Source organism: Mesocryomonas lacus (assembly GCF_055730135.2).
Window position 1 is genome coordinate 283,713 of sequence record NZ_JBUZWE020000002.1, and the last position, 21,281, is coordinate 304,993.

Genomic DNA, 21,281 nt, shown 5'->3' on the forward strand with positions numbered 1-21,281 from the left:
GGCACCAGTCGGAAAGAGCTCTTGAGGGAAAGTGAAGCAAGATGGAAAACAAAACGTTAACGCCTCAGAGTGACATTATTTCGTCAGCAAGCCAGTCTTTTTCGTATGAGATCGAACCATGGCTTCGGCCGGTAATCGGCGTCGAGTGGCAGGGGTCGGCAAGGCTTGCCGTCGCGGCGCGGCATCACCTCCTCGATCCAGCTGTAGCGGTCGGACATGCCCCATGAGATCACCGCGTCCGGACGACCCGCATCGAACACGCCGTCGAGGAGGTCGCCGACGATCCGCAGGGCCGCGGCATCCTGTTCTTCCGGCCCCCCGCGGATGTTCCAGTCGATGATGTCGAGCTCGGTGACGGCGAGCGACACGCCCATCGCCTTCAGCGACCGGCCGAAGGCCGCGACAGCGGGCACGTCGATCCTTTGGTCGGCATAGAGATGCCCCTGGATGCCGACGGCGTCGATGCGGATTCCGGCGTCCTGCAGCTGCCGCACGATCGACAGCGCGACCGCCCGTCGTAGGTCGTAGCGCGGACCTTCGAATTCGAGGTCGTAGTCGTTCAGCACCAGCCGCGCGCCCGGATCTGCCGCGGCCGCCGCCCGGAAGGCGACGGGGATGTGGCGCGGGCCCATCACCTTCAGCCAGTAGCTGTCGCGCAGCGGCGCGTCCTCCGTCGGTTCATGCGCGATCACCTCGTTGACGACGTCCCAGCTTTGCAGCCGGCCGCGGTAGCGCCGCATCACCGTGTCGATGTGCCGGACGAGCGCCGCCTCGGCCCCGCCGGGCGCGGTGATCGCCTCCAGCCAAGCGGGCACCACGTTCCACCAGACATGGGCGTGGCCGCGCGTCAGCCGGCCGTTCGAGGTCGCGAGGTCGACGATCCGGTCGGCCGGGGCGAAGTCGAACGTCTCGGCGCTCGGCCGCAGGAGGTCGGCGAGCTTCAGCTCGTTCATCGGCAGGATGAGGTCGCAATGGTCGAGGAAGGCTTTCGCATAGGCCGGGTCGCCGTCGAGCAGCTCGTTCTGGATCGCGGCGCCGAAAGGCACCGGGCGGCATGCGGCGCCCGCTCTGCCGGGCGCCAGGGGCAAGCCGAGCCCGAGGGCTGCGGCCCCCGCGACTAACGAACGCCGCGTTAAGCCCGGTCCGGCTATAGCTGCGTTGGCGCCGGGGTCGATCGTGGGCGTCCGCGCCTCGTTCCGGCGGCGGCGTCTGTCGGGAATGGCCATGTTTGCTCGGGGATTGGCGATGCTGGGGCTCTGGAAGACGAGGCTAAGGGCCAATCTCGGCCTTGTCACGGATTATGCGAACCTGATGGGCGGCTCGCTCGGCCGGCTGGTGCTGTCGCTCGCCTATTTCGTCTCGGTCGCCAACGGCCTGACCGTCGCCGATTTCGGACTGTTCGCCACCGCGTCGGCGACCGGCGTCGTCTTGTCGCGCATTGCCAGTTTCGGCTTCGTCTCGCCGCTCTACCGCGTCGCCACCGGGCGCCGCCGGCTGGTCGGCGCCTATACGGCCGGCTACCTCGCCGCGCTCGCCGCCTCCTTGCCGCTGGTCGCGCTGGCGGCGGCGGTCTTCTACGCCGCGTTCTTCGCCGGGCAGATGAGCGTCGCCGCCTTCGCCGCCGTGGTGGCGGCCGAGGTGGTCTTCTGGCGCTCGCTGGAGGTGGTCTGCATCGTCAACAACGGCCTCGGCCGCTTCGGCCGCGCCGCCATCCTCGTCATCCTGGGGTCGGCGATCCGGGCGGTCGGGGCGGTCGGCTTCGCCAGCCTGTCGGACGGCTCGCTGATCGCCTGGGCGCTGACCTACATGGCGGCCAATGCGCTGGCGCTCGCCATGGCGGTGCTGTTCTTCTACCCCCGCATCCGCTTGCGCTGGACGCCGCGCCTCTATCTCGCCCGCTGGCGCGACAGCGTTTCCGTCGCGGGCGCCGAGATCATCTTCTATCTCCAGTCCGAGCTCGACAAGCTGCTGGTCCTGTCGATCGGCGGCCCCGCCATTGCCGGCATCTATGCCATCCTGATGCGGCTGGTCGACCTCACCGCCCTGCCGATCCGCTCGTTCAACACGATGGTGGTGCAGAAGCTGATGAAGACGCCGAAATGGCTGGCCTCCTGGCGGGTGCGGATCTCGATCGAGGCCGGCATTGCCGCGGTGTCGATCGCCGGGCTCGCCTTCCTCGGCGGTTTCCTGCATTTCTTCCCGACTGCCCTCGGCCGCAACGTCGCAGACGCCGCGCCGCTGGTGCTGGTGGCGCTGCTGGTGCCGGCCTTCCGCAATCTCGTGGAGTACCAGAGCGAGCTGCTCTATGCCCGCGGCATGACCACGATCCGGGTGCTGGTGCTGGCCCTCGTCGGGCTCATCAAAGCCGGGCTGCTGGTTCTGTTGCTGGCCGATGCCGATGCTGGCGAAACCAGCTGGATCGCCGGGCTGAACGGGCTCTTCCTGGTGCTCTGGCTGGTTTCGGGCGCGGCGACCTATTTCGCCTTCGACCGCAAGCCGCGGCAGAGGCCGCAGCCGGATGGCGTCACGCCAGTCCGGCAGCCCGCCGGATGAGCGCGGTGTCGGTGCCGGTGAACGACTGGATGCCGATCGCCACCTGCTCTTGCGCCATCTCGGCGGCAAAATCCTGCAGTTCGTCCCCGTTCATCGCCGCGCCGCTCCAGTAGGTGCGGCAGAGACGACGCTCGGACGCGAAATGCCGCGCCGGCTTCTTCTCGACCTCGTCGACGAAGCGGCCGTAGATCGTGCATTCCGAGAGCTGCCGGCTGGCGGCAAGGCAGCTCATCGCCGACCGGCGCCCGACCGCCTCGATCCGCGCCATCATCTCGCGGGCGGTATCGGTGCGCCAGGCGATGAGGGTCGCGATATAGCCGGGATCGGTGACCTCCGGCTCGGCGATGCCGAGCAGCGTCCCGGCGCGGCGCGACCAGCCGATGTGATGGTCCATCAGTCCGGGCAGAACCGTCCGCAGCGCATCGGCGATCCGGTAGAACTCGACCGCCCCGTCTTGCTGGAAGCTGCCGACGTCGAACGGCTTCACGAAGACCACGTCGGAATCGCAGGACACCATCACCGTCTCCGGCATCAGGGCGGCGATCGCCAGGCGCCGGAGCTGCTGCACATGCCAGCCGCGGAGGGGCGGCCCCTTCGGCGACAGCCAGACGCGCCGTTTCCCGAGGCTTAAGGGATCGGGAAACGGCCGCAGCCAGAACGGCAGCAGATCGCGCTCCGAGATGATCTCGCGCCTCGGGCCGGCGAGCGGCTGGAACAGCGCGACGTCGGCGGCCTCGACGAGGATCAGGTGGCGGGTCTGCCCGGTGACGCGGGCGTCGATGCTCTCGCACAAGAGGCGGCACCGCTCGAAGTCGCCGCGATAGCTGGCGGTGACGATCGCCGTCGGCAGCTGAGCGTTGCGGGGCTCGGCAGGAATCAACGCGGCCGCCTGCCCACCGAGCGGCGCCATTCCATCAGGATGCGCAGCATGAAGCGCGGGTTGCCGAGGAGATAGCGGCGCCACAGCCGCCGTGGCTCGATCATCAGCCGGTACGCCCATTCCAGCCGCAGCCGGCGTATGGTCGACGGGGCGCGCGGGACCTTGCCGGCCATGAAGTCGAGCAGGGCGCCAACGGCGATCGACATGGTCGCATGATCCGCGTCGAGGTGCCTTGCGATGAACAGTTCCTGGCGCGGCATGCCGAGCGCCACCAGGACGATGTCGGCGCGCGCCGCCCGCAACCGGCCGAGGATCTTCTCGGTCTCGGGCCCTTCGGCGAAGAAGCCGTGGCCGATCGGCAGGAAGACATGCTGCGGATGGTCGAGGGTCAGCGCATCGGCCGCCCGCTCGACGATCCCGTCCGACGCTCCGATCAGCGCGATCCGCATCGGGCGCGTCAGCGTCGACAGCAGGAAGGGCACGAAGTCGGTGCCGTTGAGGTTGTCGGGAAAGCTCTCGCCGAACAGCAGCTGCGCGCCGAGATCGATGCCGAGGCCGTCGGGCAGCAGCACGAAGTCGCTGAGGGCGGCGCGGAATTCCGGCTTGCCGGCGGCGAGGTTGACGCAATGGGCGTTGACGAAGCCGACCGGCGTGTAGACGCCGTTCTCCAGCCGCTCGCGCAGCATCTCGGCGGCCAGCCCCGCCGGGGCGGCGAGGATGTCGAGGCCGCAGATGCGCCGGTGCTCGGGCGCGGGCTTGCTCTCGCCGGCCGAGAGCGGCGGGGTGATGATGGCGCCGGCGAAAATCATCCGCGTGCTACTCCGCGCGGCGGCAGGACAGGGTTGGCCCTGCCGGCGGCGGCGCCTGTTTCCGTCGGACGGGCCGGATGGGCCAGCGCGAAGGCAAGGTTGGAAAGGCCGGCTTGCACGCCGGCCGAGAGCGCCTGGCGCTGGGCCAGCATGAAGCCGAAACCGCTGCAGCGCTGGACGGCGCCCTGGCGCTCGCCAGCGACGCTCTCGCACAGGGCCGCGGCGAAGCCTGCCGCATCGTCGGCGACGCGGACGTTCTCCGGCAGCCGGTCGACGCCGCGCAGCGCCGCGGTCGTCGCCACCGCCGGCAATCCTTCCTCGAAGGTCTCGATCGTCTTCAGCTGCACCCCGGTGCCGCCCTTCGTGGCGAGCGCGATCACGCGGGAGGCGCGCACGAAGGCCTGCGCGTCGTCGACCCGGCCGGCAAAGCGCACATTGCTGGGGGCGGCGGGCGGCTTGCCGTCGAAGCGGCCCGCAATCACGATCGACAGCGTCGAGGGCAGGAGCGGCACCACTTCCTCGATGAACCAGTCGAGGCCGGCGCGGTTGGGGGCCCAGCTCCAGGTGCCGATCAGCCCGATGTCCTGGCTGCGCCGGCCGTCGTCCGGCAGGAGCGCGCGGCCGATGCTCAGCGCCAGCGGGTGGCAGCGTGGATCGCCGCCGAGACCGAGCGCCGTTCCGTCGTCGGCACTCAGCGTGTGCACGACCGCGGCGGCGGCGCAGACCGCCTGCTCCGCGCGGCCGAGAAGCCGTGCCTCGCGCCGGTACAACAACCGCGCGCCGAGCGAGCGCGCCGTCCTGGCATTCTCGGCGGCGGAGCGGTGCTCGACATTGTGGGCGATGAAGACCGAGGGCTTGTCGCTGATGAGAAACGGATAGGCCGCCGGCATCTGGATCGAGTTGAGGACGTAGCCGTCGATCGGGCCGGCCTTGGCGATGGCGGCCCTCAGCCGCTCCTCGGAGAGAACCGCAAGCTTGGCGGCCGAGATAGGCAGGCCGCGGACGACGGCGCGGGTCAGCCAGGCCAGCTTCTGCCGGCGGCCGACAGCGGCGTTTTCGATCGCCATCTCGCCGAGGTCGAGCTCGCCCTCCTGCGCCGGCGCGGCGCCCGGACGACGGAAACCGGCGAAGGAAAGCCGCACGCCCTGACGGGTATATTCCTCGATGATGGCCTGATTGGCGATCTCGAAACCGGACGCGGGCGCGCTGGTCGGCAGGAGGGAGGTGATGAACAGGAGATGCATTGGGTCGACCATGGCGGTGCAATCGCATCCTAGCATGGCGGCAACGCCTTGAGATTGTGCTAACGCCCTGCGCCAAGCTCATTGCCGCCTAAATTAGTCGGGATCACGGCACGACGCTTCAGCGCATCTTCACTAATCTATCGTCTGCTCCTCTCATCCGCCCGAGGCATGGGCACGGACCGGGACGGTGCATGCGCCAATCCATCACCATCGAAGTGCGCTCGCCCCACTTGAGCGAGGCCGCCGCTCAGACGACGGTGGTCGTAACCTTGCCGACTTTCCGCCGGCCCGATCATCTCCTGAAGACGCTCGCCTCGCTGACGGCCCAGCAGACGACGCGGCGCTTTGCCGTCATCGTCATGGAGAACGACGCCGAGGCGAGAGCGGGCCTTGCCGCGGCCGGGAAAATGTTTTCCGCGGGCGCGGTGACCGGTCTGGTGCTGGTCGCGCACGAGCGCGGCAACTGCTCGGCCTACAATGCCGGCTGGCAGACGGCGCTCACCGAATTTCCCGCCCTCGAGCATCTCCTTGTCATCGACGACGACGAATGCGCCGGTGCGGACTGGATCGAGCGTCTCTGCCAGGCGGCAGAGGCGATCGGCGCCGATATGGTCGGCGGCCCGCAGCGGCCGGTGTTCGAGCCGGGCGCAGCGCTCGGCTATGCCCGCCATCCCGTCTTCACGCCGCACTATGCCGCGACCGGGCCGGTGCCGATCCTCTACTCCTCCGGTAACGTGCTGATCCGGCGCGCCGTGCTGGAGGCGATGGGTGCGCCCTTCCTCGACACTGCCTTCAATTTCATCGGCGGCGGCGACAGCGATTTCTATGCCCGCGCCCGCCGGCGGGGCTTTCGCTTCGGCTGGTGCGAGGAGGCGCCGGTGTTCGAGACGACGCCGGCCCGGCGCACCGAGTTCGGCTGGATCCAGGCGCGTAGCCTGCGCAATGGCGCGATCTCGGCGATCATCGAGCGCCGGGCCGACCCCGGCGCGGCCGGCACCCGGCGGCGTGTGGCCAAGAGCCTGGCGCTGTTGGCAGCCTCGCCGTTCAGGGCTATCAGACAGGGATGGAAGGCACGGTCCGCCGCCATCGGTCTCTATCCCGTCCAGGTCGCCATCGGCCGGTTCCAGGCCGAGTTCGGGAGGGTGAATGAGCAGTACCGCCGCCCCGAACAGAACTGAACCGTCGCTGGAGCAGCAGACCGTCGAGGCCGTCCGCACGATGCTGGGGGCGGCCGTCTTCGTCGTTCTCCTGGTCTCGTTCACGCCGTTCAACGTGCAGAGCGCGGCGACCGCCGACAGCGGCAATGTGATCAACCAGATCGGCTATGGCAGCCTCGGGCTGCTGGCGCTGTTCGGCCACCTGATGTTCACCGATCGCCGCGTGGCGCTGTCGCTGCTGCGACCGACCTGGCTGCTGATGGCGGCCTGGCTCGTCTTCTCCATCACCCAGTCCAACTGGCCGGATGCAGCCTTTCGCGCCGTGCTGTTCTCGCTCTTCGCCATGGTCGCGGCGACGGGCGTCGTCTGCCTGCCGACGACCGCGCGCGGGTTTCGCGTGGTGCTGATCGCCGGCGCGCTGGCGGTGCTCGGCCTGTCCTATGCCGGTCTCGTCGTCCTGCCGGATATCGCCATTCACACGGCAAGCGGCGACGAGCCGGAGCATGCCGACCTCTGGCGCGGCATCTACAGCCACAAGAATGTCGCAGGTCCCGTCATGGCCGCGCTGTTCTTCGTCGGCCTCTACCTCCTGCGCAGCGGCGAGCGCTGGTTCGGCTGGGTCATCACCCTCCTTGCCGCCCTCTTCGTCTACAAGACCGGCTCGAAGACCTCCGCCGCGCTGGTGCCGCTCGTCGCCTGCCTGATCGTCGGTGCGCGGATTTTTGGCGGGCGGGTGCTGCCGGTGGCGATCCTCGGCTTCGTCGCCGCGCTAATGGCGCTGATGACGCTCGGCGCTGCGGTGTCGCCGACGCTCGATGGCCTGCTGCAGGCCGTGCTGCCGGGCACCACCTTCACCGGCCGCATGGATCTCTGGCGGTTCGCCGTCGACACCATGGCACCGCGGCAATGGACCGGCTGGGGCTTTGAATCCTTCTGGCTGACCTCCAACGTCCTCGGCGCCGAGACGCCGTTCGAGCTGTCCTGGGATCCGCGCGGCATCGTCCACTCGCACAACGGCTATCTCGACATCGCCATCGCCATGGGCTGGCCCGCATTGGCGCTGGCGGCGGTCATGCTCATTCTGCTGCCGTTCGCCGACTATGTCCGCTGCCGGGCCGGCACCGAGAACGAGATGCTGGCCGATCTCTTCCTGATGGTGCTCGCCTTCATGCTGCTGAACTCCTTCCTCGAGAGCTATCTGTTCAAGCGCGCCGACCCGTCCTGGATGCTCGCCTGGATCTCCGTCGTCGGCCTGCGGCTGCTGTCACGCTTCCGCATCGCGCCGTGAAACGGTGGCGACGGGCCGAAATCCGTGCGAATGGCTGGGCGCGGCCGGGGTGCGGCCTATTTCCAGCGCGTCAGTTGCATAGCCAAACCGGAAGGCCCTTTCATGGACAGCCTGCGTCTCGATGCCGTCGATGCGGACGACCTCGCCATCCTGTCCGCCCATTGCCAGGACAGCGTGGTGCGCCTCGAGGACTGCAGCTATTCGGCGCGGACAGGCACCTTCGACCTCCTGATGAACCGCTTCGTCTGGGAGAAGACCGAGGCCCGCGCCCGCTTCAGCCTGTTTCGCCGCCGCGACTACGAGCGGCGGCGTGCCGGCCTGCACTTCACCCGTGTCCGCGGCGTGCAGCGGATCGGCTTCGATCCCGCCGTCGGCGAGCAGGTGCTGTCGCTGCTGACGATGCGTTTCGAGCCGGGCGAATTGCCCTCGGGCCGGATCGAGCTTGTCTTTGCCGGCGGGTCCGCGATAAGGCTCGACGTCGAATGCGTCGAGGCGCGTCTGACGGATCTTGGCGCCGCCTGGTCCACCACCGCGCGCCCCGATCATGATCAGCCCGACGACCGCTAGAAGCCGGCACACGCCGGTTCGGCGGCCGGGCGCGGGGAGATAAGCCATTGCCGGTCAGGCTGACCACAAGCGCCGCTGATTTCGAAGCCGGCTTCGCTGCGCTACTGGGCGCCAAGCGCGAGGTCTCGGCCGATGTCGACGCCGTCGTTCGCACCATCGTCGGTGATGTCCGCGAGAATGGCGACGCGGCCCTCATCACGCTGACGGCGCGCTTCGACGGGCTGGAGCTGACGCCCGAAACGATCCGCATCGGTGCGGACGAGGTCGAGGATGCCTATCGCCGCACCGACGCGGTGACGCTCGAAGCGCTCGAGCTGGCACACTCCCGCATTACCAGCCACCACGCGCGCCAGATGCCGAAGGACGATGTCTATACCGATGCGATCGGCGTCGAGCTCGGCAGCCGCTGGACGGCGGTAGAATCGGTCGGGCTCTACGTGCCGGGGGGCGCTGCGAGCTATCCGTCCTCGGTGCTGATGAACGCCATTCCGGCCAAGGTCGCGGGCGTCGAGCGCATCGCGATGGTGGTGCCGGCGCAGAAGGGCACGCTCAATCCTCTGGTGCTGGCGGCCGCGCGCATCGCCGGCGTCGACGAGATCTACCGCGTCGGCGGGGCGCAGGCTGTGGCCGCGCTCGCCTATGGTACCGAAACCATTCGCCCGGTCGCCAAGATCGTCGGCCCCGGCAATGCCTACGTCGCCGCCGCCAAGCGCCAGGTCTTCGGCATGGTCGGCATCGACATGATCGCCGGTCCCTCGGAAGTCCTCGTTATCGCCGACGGCAGCAACGACCCCGCCTGGATCGCCGCCGATCTTCTGGCGCAGGCCGAGCACGACGCCGCCGCGCAGTCGATTCTGATCACCGACGACGCGGCCTTCGCTGATGCGGTGGCCGCGGCCGTCGAGCTGCAGCTGACCCGGCTGTCCCGCCAGGAGACGGCCGCCGCCAGCTGGCGCGATTTCGGCGCGATCATCCTCGTGAGCGATCTCTCCGAAGCCCCGCCACTGGCCGACCGGATCGCGGCCGAGCATCTGGAGCTTGCCGTCGACGATCCCGACGCGCTGTTTGCGAAGATCCGCAATGCCGGCGCGGTGTTTCTCGGCCGCCATACGCCGGAGGTCATCGGCGACTATGTCGGCGGCTCCAACCACGTCCTGCCGACTGCGCGCTCGGCGCGCTTCTCCTCGGGGCTCTCGGTGCTCGACTTCGTCAAACGGACCTCGACCCTGAAGCTCGGGCCGGACCAGCTGCGCCAGCTTGGCCCTGCGGCGATCGAACTGGCGCGCGTCGAGGGGCTCGACGCGCACGGACGGTCCGTCGCTATCCGCCTGAACCTCTAGGCGATCCGATGGCAAACACTCCCTCCGGCTCCCGGCTGATCGCCATCGACCTCGACGCCACCATCGGCCGCGCGACGCCCGACATCGAGCACGAGCGGGCGGTGGCGATCTTCGACTTGATCGAGGAGAACGACTTTCAGCCGGTGGGCCTTGCGCCCGGGCAATTCCGGCTGAAGCTCTCGCTGGTCGACAAGCGGCTGGTTTTCGACATCCGCGACGAGACCGAAGAGGCCGTCGTCACTCACATCCTGTCGCTGACGCCGCTGAAGCGGATCATCCGCGACTATTTCCTGATCTGCGACAGCTACTACCAGGCGATCCGCTCGGCGACGCCCTCGCAGATCGAGGCGATCGACATGGGGCGACGCGGCATCCACAATGACGGATCGCAGGTCCTGCGCGAGCGGCTGGCGGGTAAGATCGAGGTCGACCTCGATACCGCGCGGCGCCTGTTCACGCTGATCTGCGTGCTGCACTGGCGGAACTGAGGCGATGGCGAGCGACGTGACGCCCGACGGCAAGGCAGCGCGGCGGATCGCCTCGGTGCTGTTCGTCTGCGGCATGAACGCCATCCGCTCGCCGATGGCGGAAGCCTTGGCCCGCTCGCTGCTGCCGCCTACGACCTACGTCGTCTCCGCCGGCATCCGCGGCGGCGAGCGCGACCCGTTCGTCGACGTCGTGCTGGCCGAGAAGGGCCTCGGCCTCGGCACCCGCAAGCCGCAGGGGCTGGAGGAACTCGCCGACGGCTATTTCGACCTGATCGTCACCATGGCGCCGGAAGCCCACCACACCGTGCTCGACAGCACCGGCTCGCAGGCGGTCGATGTCGAGTTCTGGCCGATGCCGGATCCGTCCGTGGTCACCGGCAGCCGCCAGCAGATTCTCGATGCCTATCGCGACGTGCGCGAGCGGATCGAGGCGCGCATCCGCCAGCGCATGCTGGCCGAAGGCTGAATCCAGCCCTCCAGCTGTTCAGTGCGCTTCGACCTTCACGCCGGCGTTCGGCTTCTTGATGAAGACCGACAGTACGACGAGGCACGAGAACAGCAGCGTCAGCGTCAGGAAGACGTCGCCGAACGACATCACCATGGCCTCGCGCCGGACGATGCTCGACATCTGGCTGAGCGCCGTCATGTCGCCGTCGAGCCCGCGGGCGTTCATCGACGCGGCCATGTCGCTCATCCGGTCCTCGACGATACCGCGGCCCCAGCGCACCGATTCCGCCAGCCGCTCGTAGTGCAGCGTCTCGCGGTCGGTCAGGAGGGTGTTGATGATGGCGAGGCCCACCGCGCCGCCAAGGTTGCGCGTCAAGTTGTAGAGGCCTGAGCCGCCTTTCATCTTGGCGGGCGCGAGCGTTCCAAGCGCGATGTTGTTGATCGGGATCATCGCCATCATCAGGCCGACACCGCGCAGGATCTGCGGGATGAACAGCTCCCAGAAATCCCAGTCATGCGTCAGGCCCGACATCAGCCAGGTGCCGAGCGCGAAGGACGAGAAACCCATCGCCATCATCACCCGCGGGTCCATCTTGCCCGACAGGAAGCCGGACACCGGCGCCATGACGAACATCGCAAGGCCCGAGATGAACATCGTCTGGCCGATCATCAGCGAATCATAGTCGCGGATCCGGGCGAGATAGACGGGGTAGAGATAGGTCAGGCCGTAGAGGCCAATGCCCATCACAAAGGAGAACAGCGAGCCGAAGGCGAAGTTGCGGTTGGCGAAGGCCGAGAGGTCGACGATCGGCTCCTTGGCGGTGAAGGCGCGGTAGAGGAAGAGCACCCCCCCGAGCGTCGCGACGACGGCGAAGATGGAGATGCTGGTATCCTCGAACCAGTCGTTCAGCGGGCCTTCCTCCAGCACGTATTCCAGCGAGCCGAGGAAGGCCGCCATGCCGACGAGGCCGAACCAGTCGAACTTCTTGAACAGGCCGAGGTCCGGCTTGTCGAAGTCGACAAGATACCAAGTCGAGATGGCGACGATGATGCCGGGCGGCACGTTGACCAGGAACAGCCAGTGCCAGGAGAAGGCGTGGCTGAGATAGCCGCCGACGGTCGGGCCGATGGTCGGGGCGAGCGTCGCGACGAGGCCGATCATCGGCGAGACGATGTTGCGCTTGGAAGGCGGGAAGACGGTGAAGGCAGCGGCGAAGACGCTCGGGATCATGCCGCCGCCGATAAAGCCTTGGATGGCGCGGTAGACGATCATCTGGTCGATGTTGGTGGCGGTCGCGCAGAGCGCCGACGCGGCGGTGAACCCGGCCGCCGAACAAGCGAACAGCACCCGCGTCGACAGCATCCGGCCGAGGAAGCCGGACAGCGGGATCATGATGACCTCGGCGATGAGGTAGGCGGTCTGGACCCAGGGGATCTCGTCCGAGGAGGCGGAGAGGCCGGCCTGGATCTCCGACAGCGAGGCCGAGACGATCTGGATGTCGAGGATCGCCATGAACATGCCGAAGACCATCGCGATGAAGGCGATCATCTTGCGCGTCGAGATCGTCTCCTCTGCGGCGGGCTTCGGCGCGCTGGCAGGAAGGGCGGAGGCGGTGGTGCTGGACATGGCGCGGAGCCTTGGGCCGGATGGGGGATCTGGGCCGGCCGAGGTCGGTCGATGAGCGGTTTCTTGCAGGTAGCGGCGCCCCGCCGAAACGAAGGTTCAGGCGAGGCGCCGGCTGCTAGTTTGCGGTCGTCGCCACATCTGCCGTGCGCTCGGCCGGGCCGGCAGCTGCAGTGTCGGTCTTCGGCCCGGTGCGAATGTCGACCGAGACCACCGCCGACAGGCCGGGGCGGAACACGCCGGCGAACTCGGACTCGTGGTCTATGGCGATCCGCACCGGCACGCGCTGCACCACCTTGGTGAAGTTGCCCGTGGCGTTGTCGGAGGGCAGCAGCGAGAACACCGAGCCGGACGCCGGCGACAGGCTGTCGATCGTGCCCTCGAACTTACGGCCGGACACGGCGTCGAGCTCGATCTCGACCTTCTGGCCAGGCCGGAGATCGCGCAGCTGCGTCTCCTTGAAGTTCGCGTCGATGTAGGTCCGGTCGAGCGGGACGATGGCGGCCAGGCGACGGCCGGCCGAGACGAGGTCGCCCGGCTGGACCGCGAGGTTGCCGACGATGCCGTCATACGGCGCGCGGATGGTGGTGAAGGTCAGATCGCGCGCCGCCTGGTCGCGGGCGATCTCCAACTCGCGCACGGTCCGCTCGGCCTCCTTACGCTGGGCATCGAGCACCGCGACGTTGGCCTTGGCGGCTGTGATCGAAGCATCGGCGCCGGCAACCTTCGCGGCCGAGGAATCGCGCGTGCTCTGTGCCGTGTCCTTGCCGGCTTTCGTTCCAGCACCGCTGGTGACGAGGTTGCTCGCGCGCGAGAGGTCGAGCTCGGCCTTTGCGAGGTCGACGGAGGTCGCGTTCCGCGACGCCTCGGCTTCGCCGATTTGGGCTTCCGCGGCGTCGCGCTGCGAAGCAATCCGGTCGATGGCGGCGCGCTGGGTGGCGATCTTCGCCTCCGCCGTCTCCAGCGCCAGCGCAAAGTCGCCGTCGTCGATGACCACCAGCGGCGCGCCGGCGCGCACGATGTCGTTCTCCTTCACCGGCACGGTCTGGACGTAGCCGGTGATCTTCGGCGAGACGATCGACATGTCGGCGCCGAGATAGGCGTCGTCGGTCGAGACCATGAACCGCCCCGTCGTCCAGTAGTAATGGCCGTAATAGCTGCCGCCACCAAGGGCGGCGAGGAAGACCAGGGAGAGGACGAGCTTCTTCTTCCAGGCGCGCTTCGGCTTCTGCGGCTCTGCCGCCGCGGCCGGCGAGGCGACAGACGTCTCGGTCTTGGCCTCTTGCTTCGGCGTCTCGACCGGCGCGTCGCGCAGCGTCGCCGGCGCCTGCGGCGCGGTCTTCGCGGCAGCCGTATTGGAGCCGGTGGTGCTATCGGCGACGTCGCCGGAAGGGCCCTGTTGCTTGTCCACTATGTCGAGCACTGGTAACTTCCTTCAATCGAACCGAACCGTTCAGTTCGATGTTGACGTAGCGGCCTTCATCACCCATTTCAAGATAGCCGGCGGAATTTCACGCCGTATTAAAATAGGTTCGGCAAACTGTGACGATTCGGCATCTTTCGACGTGCGACCAAACCGCCGCTTCTCGCAGAGCGATCGCACCAGGCCGCGGCGGCAGGCGATGAGCGAGGTTGCCGTCCGTTCAGCCGCCGGCGAGGATCCGCTGAAGCGCGGGCAGATCCTCGAGGGCGCGCGCCAGGTGTTCAGTTCGCTCGGCTTCGATGCCGCCAGTATGAACGACGTCACCCGGGCGGCCGGCGTCTCCAAGTCGACGCTCTACGTCTATTTCCGCAGCAAGGAAGAACTGTTCACGGCTCTGATCGCCGAGACGCGGGACGCCTATTTCGCGCGGATCGAGAAGATCTTCACCGATCCGACCCACCCGGCCGAAACGCTGCGCACCTATGGCGAAGCGCTGACCACCATGCTGACCACGGCGAAGATCATGCGGGTCAACCGCACGGTGATCGCCGTCGCCAGCCGCATGCCGGAGATCGGCATCGAGTTCTTCGCTAAGGGCCCCCAGCGGGCCATCGCTTTGCTGTCGTCCTACCTCTCGTCCGCCACCGCGGCGGGGCATCTGAAGGTCCCCGATCCGGTGATGGCGGCGCACCAGTTCAACGAACTGGCGATGGCGGGGCTGTTCCGCTGCCGCCTCTTTAACCAGAGCATTCCCGAGCCGACCGCCGACGAGATTGCCCGGACGGTCGATGCGGCCGTCTCGCTGTTCATGGCGGGCTACGGCGTCGCGGGTGTGAGCGGAGAGCCCCAGGCTGGCAAGGGCGCCTAGCGCTCTTCGGTGGCGAACGAGGTGATCGTCTGCTGCAGTTCGGTAAGGCCAAGGTTCTTTTCCGAGGATGTCGCGATCAGCACGGGAAACGCCGCCGGTCGCTTGGCGATCAGCTTCAGCGTCGCTTCGATCAGTTTCGGCACGCCCTCCGGCTTGATCTTGTCGGTCTTGGTCAGGACGATCTGGTAGGAGACCGCGGCCTTGTCCAAGAGCGCCAGCACGTCGGCGTCGTTCGCCTTGATGCCATGACGCGAATCGATCAGCACGAACACGCGCTTCAGCGTGGCGCGCCCGCGCAAATAGTCGAAGACCAGCCGCGTCCAGGCGTCGACCTGTTCCTTCGGCGCCTCGGCATAGCCGTAGCCGGGCATGTCGACGAGGGCGATCGGCGGCAGGTCGCCGTTCTCGCCGGTATGGCCGCCCGGCACGAAATAGTTCAGCTCCTGCGTCCGACCCGGCGTGTTCGACGTACGGGCGAGGCCCTTCTGTCCGACCAGCGCATTGATCAGCGACGACTTGCCGACGTTCGAGCGGCCGGCAAAGGCGACCTCCGGCGGGCCTTCCGGCGGCAGGAACTTCATCGCCGGCACGCCGCGGATGAACACCCAGGGCCGGGCGAAGAACAGCCGGTGGTCGCCGCCCGCGGCCGGGCCTTCGTTTTTGATGAAGTCGCTCATGAGGGCCGTCTCCAGCTGGATTTTTGGTGCCACGCCGGGCGGCAAGGATGGGGCAGGCACGGGGAGGGCGTCTCCCTTCATAGCGTTTCGACGCCAGCCTGAAAACGCGAAGAGCCGGAGGCAGGACCTCCGGCTCTTCGATGTCGCCTGAACCGCTGGCTCAGGCTTCTTTCTTGTTCCGCTTGAACACGTCGCGGATGTTGTCGAACAGCTCGATCTTGGTGCCGTTGCGCTTCATGATCACCGACTGCTGGATGATCGAAAGCGTGTTGTTCCAGGTCCAGTAGATCACGAGGCCGGCCGGGAAGGTCGCCAGCATGAAGGTGAAGATCACCGGCATCCAGGTGAAGATCATCTTCTGCGTCGGGTCCGGCGGCGTCGGGTTCAGCTTCATCTGGACGAACATCGTGATGCCCATCAGAAGCGGCCAGACGCCGATCAGCAGCGCATGCGGCGGCGACCAGGGGATCAGGCCGAACAGGTTGAAGAGGCTGGTCGGATCGGGCGCGGCGAGATCCTGGATCCAGCCGAAGAACGGCGCATGCCGCATCTCGATGGTGACGTAGAGCACCTTGTAGAGCGCGAAGAAGACCGGGATCTGCACCAGAACCGGCCAGCAGCCGGCGGCCGGATTGATCTTTTCGGTCTTGTAGATCTCCATCATCGCCTGTTGCTGCTTCATCTTGTCGTCGGCGTATTTCTCACGCAGCTCGACAATCTTCGGCTGGATGTTCTTCATCTTCGCCATCGACTTGTACGACTTCGAGGCGAGCGGGAAGAAGATCAGCTTGAGGCCAACGGTGACGATCAGGATGGCCGCACCGAAATTGCCGGTGAAGTTGAACAGCCAGTCGATGACGTGGAACAGCGGGCGGGTGATGAAGAAGAACCAGCCCCAGTCGATCAGCTGGCCGAACTTCTGGACGCCGGCCTCTTTCTCGTAGCCGTCGATGACGTCGACGACCTTGGGGCCGGCGAAGGTGCGCGAGACCACCTTGGCGGTGGCGCCGGGCGCGACGGTGACGGGGTCGCTGAGATAGGAGCTGTGGTACTGAGGGCGGCCGGAGGACTGGTACAGGAACTCCGAGGAGAACGGCCGGCCGGTCTCCGGGATCAGCGCGGTCGCCCAGTACTTGTCGGTGACGCCGAGCCAGCCGCTGGAGGCCTTGGCGGGCTGCACGCGGCCTTCGCTCTCGATCTTCGAGAAGGTGGTCTCCGTCACGCCCTCGTCGCCGAAGACGCCGAGGAGGCCCTCGAACACGACCCAAGCCGAGGCGACCTGCGGCTTGGTGAAGCGCACGACGCGGCCATAGGGCGAGACCGAGACCGGCGTGGTGCCGGCGTTCTCGACCGTGTCGGTCATGGTGAACATGTAGTCGCCGTCGAGGGCGATCTCGCGGCGGAAGGTGACGGCCTTCTCGTTGGTATAGGTCAACACCACCGGGGCGGTGTGCGTCAGGGTCTGGTTGCCCTCGGCAGTCCACACCGTCTGCGGGCCGGGCGTCGTGCCGGCATCCGTGCCGGAATAGCCGAACTCTGCGTAATAGGCGTCGTGCGTCGCTTCGGGCGAGAGCAGGACGATGGTCGGGGAATTGTCGTCGACGGTGTCGTGATACTTGCGCAGGCGAAGATCGTCGAGCCGGGCGCCGCGCAGGTTGATCGAGCCGACCAGCGTCGGCGTGTCGACCGCGATCCGCGGCGCGTCCGCCAAAGCCTGCTCGCGGGTGGCGGTGCCCGGCAGCGGCGTGTTGGCGGAGGAGGGGACGATGCTCTCGCGGCCGGCCGGGGCGGGGACGCTCTGCTGCGGCGTGCCGGCAGGGGTCTGCGGCGTCTGCAGCGAGCCCGGCGAATTGCCGGCGGCAATCTGCGCCTGGCGCTGCGCTTCCATGCGCGGGCTGACGACCAAGAACTGCCAGCCGACCAGCACGGCAATCGACAGCGCCATGGCGATCAGGAAGTTGCGGTTGTTCTGCATGGATTATTCCCCGGTGGGTGCCCTGCCGGTGTCGACGGGCGCCGGCCGATCGCGCCGGGTCCGCGCGAAGCGCCGGGACAGCTCGTGCTTCAGCGTCGCGAAGGGCACGCCGAGAAGATCGCGACGGGCGACGACGACGTAGTCGAAGCCCGAGGCCATGTCATTTCCACATTCCAGACGCACCGCCTCGCGCAAGCGCCGGCGGATGCGGTTTCGCTCGACGGCGTTGCCCACCTTGCGGGTCACCGTCAGGCCGAGCCTCGCCTCGTCCCCGTCCTTGCGGTCGAGCGCCTCGATGAAGAAGAGCGGGCCATTCAGACGCCGCCCCTTGCGCGCGGCGAGAAACTCGGCGCGCGTCTTCATCCGGCCGAAGCCCATGTCGGTTTAGGCCGAGAGGCGCTTGCGGCCCTTGGCGCGACGCGACGCGATGACCTTGCGGCCGCCGACCGTCTCCATGCGCGCACGGAAGCCGTGGCGACGCTTGCGGACGAGATTGCTCGGCTGGAAAGTGCGCTTCATTGTTCCATCCCCGCAGCCGTGCCGCAGGCCTCTTGATCGTGCGAAAAAATTACCGGAGACCGGATCGTCGTCATTGGACGGCGGCATCATGGCATGCGCGAAACCCCGCGCAGACGCCGTCCGCTCGTTTGGGTGCTTATAGGAAGAGGCTGGGACAAAAGTCAATCGCCGGTGCGCAGCGTGCGCTGCATCCTGCCGGCGGAAAATCGGCTGCCCGGGCGCGCGGCGGGCGCTAAGGGCGGGGCGGGGTGCCCGGGCAGCCGAAGGGTGGTTCTAGTTCTGGACGGCCTGGACGGAGCCGCCATCGACCCGAACGTTCGAGCCGTTGATGAACGAGGCGCGGTCGGAGACGAGGAGGGCAATGACCGCCGCCACCTCATCGACGCGGCCGCGCCGCTTCAGCGAGATGCCCGGACGCTCTTCGTCAAGGAAGCTTTCGATCGCCTCGTCGAAGGAGACGCCCTTCTCCTCGGAGCGCTTCTCCATCATGCCGTCGGTCATCGGCGTCTCGATGAAGGCCGGGGAGACGGTATTGCAGAGAATGCCGTGCTCGGCCTCCTTGTAGGAGAGGTTCTTGACGAAGGTCGCGAGCGAGGCCTTGGCGGCGTTGTAGGTCGCCTCTTCCCAATAGGGCTGGACGGCGTTTTCCGAGGTGATGCAGACGAAGCGACCCCAGTTTGCGGCGCGCATGGTGGGGAAGGTGGCGCGGGCCATGCGGACGGCCGAGAAGAAGTCGATCTTCCAGGCCTCCTCGTAGTCCTCGTCCTTCATCTCCAAAGGGTGGCCCTTGGCGCCGGTGATGCCGGACATGTGGACGACGATGTCGATGCGCCCGAAGCGCTTCAGCGCTGCCGCCGCGATCGCGTCGACATCGTCCTGCTTAGTGACGTCGGCGGCGACGCAGACGGATTCGGTTGGAAGCTCGGCCGCCTTCTTCTCCAGCTCGTCAATCTTCATGTCCGACAGAACCAGCAGCGCGCCTTCGGCCGCCAGCTGCTTTGCCGTCTCGAAGCCCATGCCGCCGGCAGCGCCGGTGATGATCGCGACGCGACCCTTGATACCCAAGTCCATGAAACAATCCCTTGCTGTTTGCCCGACAACGAGGCTGGGGACTTTCGGTTTCGCCAGGAGAGGCGTTAAGAACGGCGATGCCCGATCACGACTTCCGCAGTCCCCGCCTCTTCGTCGATGCCGACCTCGCCGCGGATGCGCCGATCGAGGCGACGCCCGAGCAGTTCAACTACCTCGTCAACGTCCTTCGCCTGACGGCGGCGGATGGCGTTCTCCTGTTCAACGGCCGCGACGGCGAGTGGCTGGCCGGCCTGCAGCAGCCGTCGAAGAAGCGCCTCTCGCTGACGCCGCAACGCCTTGTGCGGCCGCAGACGCCGGTGCCGGCGCTCGAATATCTGTTCGCGCCGCTGAAGCAGGCACGGCTCGACTACATGGTGCAGAAGGCCGTCGAGATGGGCGCCGGTGTGCTGCAGCCTGTGATGACGCAGCATGTCCAGGCGCCGCGCATCAAGACCGAGCGCATGCGCGCCAATGCGGTGGAGGCCGCCGAGCAGTGCGGCATCTTGTCCATTCCGGACTGCCGCGACATGCTACGCCTCGCCGATCTCCTCGCGGCCTGGGACGGCACGCGGACGCTGGTCTTCTGCGACGAGCGTGCGGATGCTGCGAGCCCGATAGACGTGCTGCGCGATGCGATGGCCGCGACCGCGAGGCCGCTATCGCTGCTGATTGGGCCGGAGGGCGGCTTTTCCGCCGACGAGCGCCGGCAATTGCTGGCGGTGGATGGCGTCATCGTGATGTCGCTCGGTCCCCGCATCCTGCGCGCCGATACCGCGGCGGTCGCAGCCCTTGCGGTCCTGCAGGCGGCCGTCGGCGACTGGAACACCAACCCCGGCTGAGGCGCGGCCGGGCGTAGCGGCCACACCGTTCAATCGATTCCGCTTGCGAAACATCCTGAAAGATTTCAGACAGCGATCCCTGCAACAGACGCACCCTTCCGCCCGGACGGGTCGCGACCAAAACTTCGAGGGCATTCCATGGCGCGCGATACCACCGATCTGACGCCGATTGCCGGAATGGAAGACCTCGTCGAGCACATGCGGGACGGCGAGAAGCCGGAAGACGCCTTCCGCATCGGCACCGAGCACGAGAAGTTCGGCTTCTATACCGCCGACCTCTCGCCGGTGCCCTATGAGGGCGAGCGGGGCATCCGCAAGCTGCTCGAGGGCATGCAGGCGCTGTCCGGCTGGGAGCCGATCATCGACGATGGCCGGCTGATCGGCCTTGCCGGTGCCGACGGCATGGGCGCGATCTCGCTGGAACCGGGCGGCCAGTTCGAGCTCTCCGGCGCGCCGGTGAAGACGATCCACGAGACCTGCCGCGAATCCAACCAGCACCTGGCCCAGGTTCGCCAGGTCGCCAAGCCGCTCGGCATCGACTTCCTCGGCCTCGGCTCCAGCCCGACCTGGACGCTGGCCGAGACGCCGATCATGCCGAAGTCGCGCTACGACATCATGCGCAACTACATGCCGAAGATCGGCACCCGTGGCCTCGACATGATGTACCGCACGACGACGATCCAGGTGAACCTCGACTTCTCCTCGGAGCGCGACATGCGCCGGAAGATGCAGGTCGGCATGCGGCTGCAGGCGGTCGCCTCGGCGCTGTTCGCCAACTCGCCGTTCACCGAGGGCAAGCCGAACGGCCTCGTCTCCTGGCGCTCCGACGTCTGGTCGGATGTCGACAACCAGCGCTCGGGCCTCCTGCCCTTCGTGTTCGAGCCCGGCTTCACCTATTCCGACTATGCCGAATGGGCGCTCGACGTGCCGATGTACTTCGTCATGCGCGACGGGCGCTACCGCGACGCGACCGACATCACCTTCCGCCAGTTCCTCGACGGCGCGCTGAAGGGCAAGGTCAGCGATCCCCGGCCGAACATGGGCGACTGGACCAACCACCTTTCCACCCTCTTCCCCGACGTCAGGCTGAAGCGCTTCCTCGAGATGCGCGGCGCCGATGGCGGACCGTGGCGCCGCATCTGCGCGCTGCCGGCCTACTGGGTCGGCCTGCTCTACGATGCGACGGCGCTCGACGAGGCCGAAGAGATGACAAAGGACTGGGGCTTCGAGGAAGTGTCGGCGCTGCGCAGCCAAGTGCCGAAGGAGGGTTTCCGCACGCCGTTCCGCTCGGGCACTGTGCTCGACCTCGCCCGTCAGACCCTCGACATTTCGAACGAGGGGCTAAAGCGCCGTGCCCGCCTCAACGACGAGGGCAATGACGAGAGCGTCTTCCTCGCGCCGCTGAAGGAAGTGGTCGCGCGCGGCACCACCTCGGCCGAGGAGCTCGTCCGCCTCTACAAGGAGGAGTGGGGCCGCGACATGGGCAAGGTCTTCAAACACCTCACCTACTGA

General features: G+C 67.4%; 21 protein-coding genes. 10 read left to right on the forward strand and 11 right to left on the reverse strand.

The window, feature by feature from the left end; genetic code table 11:
• Positions 1-83 precede the first annotated feature (83 nt).
• Positions 84-1,046, reverse strand: coding sequence for an endo-1,4-beta-xylanase (locus ACZLZY_RS04270; protein WP_472932201.1), 963 nt, complete (start codon positions 1,044-1,046; stop codon positions 84-86).
• 199 nt (positions 1,047-1,245) lie between these two features.
• Between ACZLZY_RS04270 and ACZLZY_RS04275 the strand changes: the two genes are divergently transcribed.
• A complete protein-coding gene (locus ACZLZY_RS04275) occupies positions 1,246-2,553 on the forward strand; it encodes a lipopolysaccharide biosynthesis protein (protein ID WP_496253532.1) in 1,308 nt (435 codons plus the stop codon).
• Here the strand turns inward: ACZLZY_RS04275 and ACZLZY_RS04280 are convergent.
• Genes ACZLZY_RS04280 through ACZLZY_RS04290 form a run of 3 tightly spaced genes read right to left on the reverse strand, consistent with a single transcriptional unit; the run spans position 2,525 to position 5,498 of the window.
• A complete protein-coding gene (locus tag ACZLZY_RS04280) occupies positions 2,525-3,433 on the reverse strand; it encodes a DUF6492 family protein (protein ID WP_472932203.1) in 909 nt (302 codons plus the stop codon). The genes ACZLZY_RS04275 and ACZLZY_RS04280 overlap by 29 nt on opposite strands.
• Positions 3,430-4,242 (reverse strand): WecB/TagA/CpsF family glycosyltransferase, encoded by an 813-nt coding sequence (locus tag ACZLZY_RS04285; RefSeq protein ID WP_472932204.1) that lies wholly within the window; start codon positions 4,240-4,242, stop codon positions 3,430-3,432. The genes ACZLZY_RS04280 and ACZLZY_RS04285 overlap by 4 nt, the downstream gene beginning before the upstream one ends.
• A complete protein-coding gene (locus ACZLZY_RS04290; RefSeq protein ID WP_472932205.1) occupies positions 4,239-5,498 on the reverse strand; it encodes a glycosyltransferase family 4 protein in 1,260 nt (419 codons plus the stop codon). The genes ACZLZY_RS04285 and ACZLZY_RS04290 overlap by 4 nt, the downstream gene beginning before the upstream one ends.
• A gap of 179 nt (positions 5,499-5,677) precedes the next feature.
• Between ACZLZY_RS04290 and ACZLZY_RS04295 the strand changes: the two genes are divergently transcribed.
• From ACZLZY_RS04295 to ACZLZY_RS04320, 6 genes are all read left to right on the forward strand, one after another.
• Positions 5,678-6,664 carry a glycosyltransferase family 2 protein gene (locus tag ACZLZY_RS04295; protein WP_472932206.1) on the forward strand — a complete coding sequence of 329 codons (987 nt, stop codon included), beginning with the start codon at positions 5,678-5,680 and terminating at the stop codon, positions 6,662-6,664.
• A complete protein-coding gene (locus tag ACZLZY_RS04300) occupies positions 6,633-7,931 on the forward strand; it encodes an O-antigen ligase family protein (RefSeq protein WP_472932207.1) in 1,299 nt (432 codons plus the stop codon). The genes ACZLZY_RS04295 and ACZLZY_RS04300 overlap by 32 nt, the downstream gene beginning before the upstream one ends.
• A 102-nt stretch (positions 7,932-8,033) precedes the next feature.
• Positions 8,034-8,498 carry a DUF2948 family protein gene (locus ACZLZY_RS04305; protein ID WP_472932208.1) on the forward strand — a complete coding sequence of 155 codons (465 nt, stop codon included), beginning with the start codon at positions 8,034-8,036 and terminating at the stop codon, positions 8,496-8,498.
• A 47-nt stretch (positions 8,499-8,545) separates the two neighbouring features.
• Positions 8,546-9,838, forward strand: a complete 1,293-nt coding sequence (hisD, locus tag ACZLZY_RS04310) for a histidinol dehydrogenase (protein WP_472932209.1) — start codon at positions 8,546-8,548, stop codon at positions 9,836-9,838.
• Positions 9,839-9,846: 8 nt separating this feature from the next.
• Positions 9,847-10,326, forward strand: coding sequence for a UPF0262 family protein (locus ACZLZY_RS04315; RefSeq protein ID WP_472932210.1), 480 nt, complete (start codon positions 9,847-9,849; stop codon positions 10,324-10,326).
• A gap of 4 nt (positions 10,327-10,330) precedes the next feature.
• Positions 10,331-10,792 (forward strand): arsenate-mycothiol transferase ArsC, encoded by a 462-nt coding sequence (locus tag ACZLZY_RS04320; protein WP_472932211.1) that lies wholly within the window; start codon positions 10,331-10,333, stop codon positions 10,790-10,792.
• Positions 10,793-10,810: 18 nt separating this feature from the next.
• On the opposite strand, the gene ACZLZY_RS04325 is transcribed toward ACZLZY_RS04320, so the two are convergent.
• Both ACZLZY_RS04325 and ACZLZY_RS04330 read right to left on the reverse strand, forming a co-directional pair.
• On the reverse strand, positions 10,811-12,400 hold the full coding sequence (locus tag ACZLZY_RS04325; protein WP_472932212.1) for a DHA2 family efflux MFS transporter permease subunit: 1,590 nt from the start codon (positions 12,398-12,400) through the stop codon (positions 10,811-10,813).
• Positions 12,401-12,515: 115 nt separating this feature from the next.
• Positions 12,516-13,811, reverse strand: a complete 1,296-nt coding sequence (locus ACZLZY_RS04330) for an HlyD family secretion protein (protein WP_472932399.1) — start codon at positions 13,809-13,811, stop codon at positions 12,516-12,518.
• Positions 13,812-14,019: 208 nt separating this feature from the next.
• Between ACZLZY_RS04330 and ACZLZY_RS04335 the strand changes: the two genes are divergently transcribed.
• Entirely contained in the window at positions 14,020-14,688 is a 669-nt protein-coding gene (locus ACZLZY_RS04335; protein ID WP_472932213.1) for a TetR/AcrR family transcriptional regulator, read from the forward strand.
• Here the strand turns inward: ACZLZY_RS04335 and yihA are convergent.
• The 5 genes from yihA to ACZLZY_RS04360 all read right to left on the reverse strand — a co-directional run bounded on the left by yihA (position 14,685) and on the right by ACZLZY_RS04360 (position 18,930).
• On the reverse strand, positions 14,685-15,365 hold the full coding sequence (gene yihA / locus ACZLZY_RS04340; protein WP_472932214.1) for a ribosome biogenesis GTP-binding protein YihA/YsxC: 681 nt from the start codon (positions 15,363-15,365) through the stop codon (positions 14,685-14,687). The genes ACZLZY_RS04335 and yihA overlap by 4 nt on opposite strands.
• Positions 15,366-15,525: 160 nt before the next feature.
• Positions 15,526-17,340: a membrane protein insertase YidC gene (yidC, locus tag ACZLZY_RS04345; RefSeq protein ID WP_472932215.1), complete on the reverse strand. Its 1,815-nt coding sequence runs from the start codon at positions 17,338-17,340 to the stop codon at positions 15,526-15,528.
• Positions 17,341-17,343: 3 nt separating this feature from the next.
• Positions 17,344-17,703 carry a ribonuclease P protein component gene (gene rnpA, locus ACZLZY_RS04350; RefSeq protein WP_472932216.1) on the reverse strand — a complete coding sequence of 120 codons (360 nt, stop codon included), beginning with the start codon at positions 17,701-17,703 and terminating at the stop codon, positions 17,344-17,346.
• Between the two features lie 21 nt (positions 17,704-17,724).
• The gene (gene rpmH / locus ACZLZY_RS04355; protein WP_472932217.1) at positions 17,725-17,859 is read right to left on the reverse strand and encodes a 50S ribosomal protein L34; all 135 of its coding nucleotides are present in this window, start codon (positions 17,857-17,859) and stop codon (positions 17,725-17,727) included.
• Positions 17,860-18,132: 273 nt separating this feature from the next.
• Positions 18,133-18,930: an SDR family NAD(P)-dependent oxidoreductase gene (locus tag ACZLZY_RS04360; RefSeq protein WP_472932218.1), complete on the reverse strand. Its 798-nt coding sequence runs from the start codon at positions 18,928-18,930 to the stop codon at positions 18,133-18,135.
• Between the two features lie 77 nt (positions 18,931-19,007).
• Here ACZLZY_RS04360 and ACZLZY_RS04365 point away from each other — a divergent pair, with 77 nt between their 5' ends.
• Both ACZLZY_RS04365 and ACZLZY_RS04370 read left to right on the forward strand, forming a co-directional pair.
• The gene (locus tag ACZLZY_RS04365; RefSeq protein ID WP_472932219.1) at positions 19,008-19,769 is read left to right on the forward strand and encodes a 16S rRNA (uracil(1498)-N(3))-methyltransferase; all 762 of its coding nucleotides are present in this window, start codon (positions 19,008-19,010) and stop codon (positions 19,767-19,769) included.
• Between the two features lie 138 nt (positions 19,770-19,907).
• Entirely contained in the window at positions 19,908-21,281 is a 1,374-nt protein-coding gene (locus ACZLZY_RS04370; RefSeq protein ID WP_472932220.1) for a glutamate--cysteine ligase, read from the forward strand.

Excerpts from the sequence above, each read along its gene's own strand:
- ACZLZY_RS04325 (WP_472932212.1), bottom strand. The coding sequence starts at position 12,400 with ATGTCCAGCACCACCGCCTCCGCCCTTCCTGCCAGCGCGCCGAAGCCC.
- ACZLZY_RS04305 (WP_472932208.1), top strand. The coding sequence starts at position 8,034 with ATGGACAGCCTGCGTCTCGATGCCGTCGATGCGGACGACCTCGCCATC.
- rpmH (WP_472932217.1), bottom strand. The coding sequence starts at position 17,859 with ATGAAGCGCACTTTCCAGCCGAGCAATCTCGTCCGCAAGCGTCGCCAC.
- ACZLZY_RS04365 (WP_472932219.1), top strand. The coding sequence starts at position 19,008 with ATGCCCGATCACGACTTCCGCAGTCCCCGCCTCTTCGTCGATGCCGAC.
- ACZLZY_RS04360 (WP_472932218.1), bottom strand. The coding sequence starts at position 18,930 with ATGGACTTGGGTATCAAGGGTCGCGTCGCGATCATCACCGGCGCTGCC.
- ACZLZY_RS04285 (WP_472932204.1), bottom strand. The coding sequence starts at position 4,242 with ATGATTTTCGCCGGCGCCATCATCACCCCGCCGCTCTCGGCCGGCGAG.
- ACZLZY_RS04300 (WP_472932207.1), top strand. The coding sequence starts at position 6,633 with ATGAGCAGTACCGCCGCCCCGAACAGAACTGAACCGTCGCTGGAGCAG.
- ACZLZY_RS04290 (WP_472932205.1), bottom strand. The coding sequence starts at position 5,498 with ATGGTCGACCCAATGCATCTCCTGTTCATCACCTCCCTCCTGCCGACC.
- ACZLZY_RS04370 (WP_472932220.1), top strand. The coding sequence starts at position 19,908 with ATGGCGCGCGATACCACCGATCTGACGCCGATTGCCGGAATGGAAGAC.
- ACZLZY_RS04335 (WP_472932213.1), top strand. The coding sequence starts at position 14,020 with ATGAGCGAGGTTGCCGTCCGTTCAGCCGCCGGCGAGGATCCGCTGAAG.
- ACZLZY_RS04275 (WP_496253532.1), top strand. The coding sequence starts at position 1,246 with ATGCTGGGGCTCTGGAAGACGAGGCTAAGGGCCAATCTCGGCCTTGTC.
- ACZLZY_RS04315 (WP_472932210.1), top strand. The coding sequence starts at position 9,847 with ATGGCAAACACTCCCTCCGGCTCCCGGCTGATCGCCATCGACCTCGAC.
- ACZLZY_RS04295 (WP_472932206.1), top strand. The coding sequence starts at position 5,678 with ATGCGCCAATCCATCACCATCGAAGTGCGCTCGCCCCACTTGAGCGAG.
- yihA (WP_472932214.1), bottom strand. The coding sequence starts at position 15,365 with ATGAGCGACTTCATCAAAAACGAAGGCCCGGCCGCGGGCGGCGACCAC.
- rnpA (WP_472932216.1), bottom strand. The coding sequence starts at position 17,703 with ATGAAGACGCGCGCCGAGTTTCTCGCCGCGCGCAAGGGGCGGCGTCTG.
- yidC (WP_472932215.1), bottom strand. The coding sequence starts at position 17,340 with ATGCAGAACAACCGCAACTTCCTGATCGCCATGGCGCTGTCGATTGCC.
- ACZLZY_RS04320 (WP_472932211.1), top strand. The coding sequence starts at position 10,331 with ATGGCGAGCGACGTGACGCCCGACGGCAAGGCAGCGCGGCGGATCGCC.